Below are 2,904 nucleotides of genomic sequence, written 5' to 3'. Positions count from 1 at the left end.
ATGCGGGAAGTCTGGATACGATTAGACCTGTCTTGGACAGGTCTAATTTTGTTTTTTATAAGGCGGATATATGCGATAGATGTGAGATGTATCGTATATTTGAGGCGGAGAGGCCGGATGTGGTCGTGAATTTTGCGGCAGAGTCGCATGTAGACAGATCTATAGATAACCCGGAGGTGTTCCTTGATTCTAATATCAAGGGTGTGTCCGTGTTGATGGATGCATGCATGCGATATGATGTCGGCAGATTTCATCAGATCAGTACGGATGAGGTGTATGGAGATCTGCCTCTTGACAGGTCGGATTTGTTATTCACTGAAGAATCGCCTATTTGTCCGAGCTCGCCGTACAGCAGCTCGAAGGCGGCTGCAGATCTTTTGGTTATGGCTTATCATAGAACGTATGGCTCACCGGTTACCATCAGCCGGTGTTCAAATAATTATGGACCATACCAGTACCCTGAGAAACTTATCCCTTTGATGGTGACAAATGCATTGGCAGACAGGCCGCTGCCTGTTTATGGACAGGGGATAAATGTCAGGGATTGGATACATGTGGATGACCATTGCCGTGCCATAGATACGATATTGACCCGGGGAAAAGTTGGTGAGATATACAATGTAGGTGGTCATTGTGAACGGACAAATATTGAAATTGTCAGGATGATTTGCAGGGAATTGGGTAAGCCCGAGTCACTCATAACATTTGTCACCGATAGGAAAGGCCATGATCTGCGGTATGCTATTGATTCAACTAAGATTGAACAGACTCTTGGCTGGCGGCCGGAGGTGAATTTCGATGATGGAATACGGCAAACTATCAGGTGGTACGCAGATAGGTTGAGGGGAATGTTGGATACGGGAGTGTGAAGGAATGAGTAAATATGTATATTTGTTTGAATTGGATTCTGTGCGCAAAACAGATGAGGAGATAATTGCGGGACAGGCTGCCTTGTACGATGAGATTGTGACAAATGGTAATATAGTTGTCTTGACTTATAATCAGATGGTGGATTCGAGGGGCTTTTTCAGCCTGCTAAAAAACGGAGAATACAAAGAGGCTTTGCTGAAATTGTTTGATAGTGGGGTTATCAAGATATCCCAGTATGGCGATATACGTACTGTGTCCCAGTATTTGATGGATTCGATAGAGGATGACAAGCAATTTATATATTCCGCACTTCCATTGAAATATAGCCAGAAACGACTTACCGCAATTATGAAGAGGTGCCTTCTGTATTCTGATTTGTCTGAAATATATGAGTACGGTCAGCTGGCTTTGGCACTAAAGAGGAATGAGAATGGTGAGCAGTATAATGATGATTATAAGAACAGGCGAGATGAGCTCATAGATATATTTGTTGAAGTGGACAAGGATGGTGAGCACCAGACTAATCTATCCTGGGATGCTATGGCTGAGATATTGGAGAACTTGTATAGCTTTATGGAAACCGTGATCAAATTGAGCATGATGCATGATATATACATAAGTCCAAGGGCTGATGGTGAGTTGGGCTGTTGGAAATTCAGTTCGATATTGGATAAGGTTATACGTTTATATGTTCCGAAAGATAATGTGGAGCTGTGGGGAAGTGCTCAAACGATACTTGATAACATATATAAGCAAAATAAGAATGAAAATAATCGTTCAGTGTATATCAGAAAGCTTAAAAAATTGGTAGAAACAGGCACAAATGTCAAGGGGTGTCAATATGCACAGGCAATTGTTGATTTGTGTTATAACTATGCTTGCGAGAGCAGTATATCAAACGTGTCAAGGCATTATGATGTGATGGATTTAGAAGATTGGGGTAGTGCCTGCCATGGTGAGAATACATTTGAATGTGACTTTTCTAAGCGATTGAAGCGCACGTGGGATGGTGGAAGGAAACGTGATGAAAGATATCTTGTTGATGAGAAAAATGATTTTAAGACATTCAAACTGGGAAAATATAGACCCCCAAAGATCGTTAATGCTGCAAGAATTGTAGGTTATGTCAAGGATAAACCAGAAATAGATAGGAATTATGTATTCTATTATGAGAATAACGCTAAGAAGGACAAGCATAGAAGAAAACTGAAACTTTTATGTGGAATATTGAAGAAAATAGTATTTGCTATTTTGTGTTTTCTAATAGTGATAAGTCCCGAACTGACAGGTGATTATTGGACCGCAAAAGCTATGCAAAATAGTTGGATAAAACCTGCTGTAGCATTTTGGAATTCGGTTCCTTCGGGTATTCAGACAATGGTTATGCTGATCATTACAGAGATCGTGACTTCGCTCATAGCTAAGATTCCTTGACTTGATGCTTTGTCATTATCAGAATCCTTAGCGGAAATCTGGCAACTGCTTAGGGATATGGTTCGGATTACCTTTAGAAAAAGTAAGGCATATGTGAATTCGGTCATGAAAGGATTAGATAACTCTGAACATTTTTGTGAAGGCGAAAAAATAAGATACACATTGACAAAAGAACTGAAGAGATATTTAAAGCTTTGTGAAGATAGGAATATAACAAATGAGGATTCGGAATATAAATCGTATCCGATAGCGTCCCTGGATACTTTAGAGGCCAGAAAACAGATCCTCCGTGACGAGGAGCTGCATAGCCGTAAATATGGAGTTGTTTACAGCAGCGCATATAATATGATGGTGGTAGACCCGATACGCAAGGATGATAATGAACTTATGGCGTATGAGAGAGTCCTGCCAAATGGAAACGATGGTGTAGTGATTCTGGCGAAGCACAATGGAAAATATGTTTTGCTGGAACAGTTCAGACATGCAATCAGAAGAAGACAGTATGCATGCCCTCGTGGTTTTTCTGATCAAAATTGTACACCGATTGAAGATGTACGCCGTGAGATTAGAGAGGAACTGGGCGCCGATATAATAGGAGAG

2 protein-coding genes and 1 pseudogene are annotated in these 2,904 nt (G+C 40.9%); all 3 read left to right on the top strand.

Going from position 1 to position 2,904, the window contains the following annotated elements:
* On the top strand, positions 1 to 869 hold an 869-nt coding region (rfbB, locus tag CCU_RS07235), incomplete at its 5' end, for a dTDP-glucose 4,6-dehydratase (RefSeq protein ID WP_208896078.1).
* Between the two features lie 4 nt (positions 870 to 873).
* Positions 874 to 2,304 (top strand): hypothetical protein, encoded by a 1,431-nt coding sequence (locus CCU_RS07230; protein ID WP_015534122.1) that lies wholly within the window; start codon positions 874 to 876, stop codon positions 2,302 to 2,304.
* Positions 2,305 to 2,409: 105 nt separating this feature from the next.
* Positions 2,410 to 2,904 (top strand): annotated as a pseudogene (locus CCU_RS07225) (hypothetical protein); the annotation flags it as partial.

The organism is Coprococcus sp. ART55/1, assembly GCF_000210595.1.
In the GTDB taxonomy this organism is placed as follows: Bacteria; Bacillota; Clostridia; order Lachnospirales; family Lachnospiraceae; genus Coprococcus; species Coprococcus aceti.
This window is presented reverse-complemented; position numbering and strand designations above follow the sequence as displayed.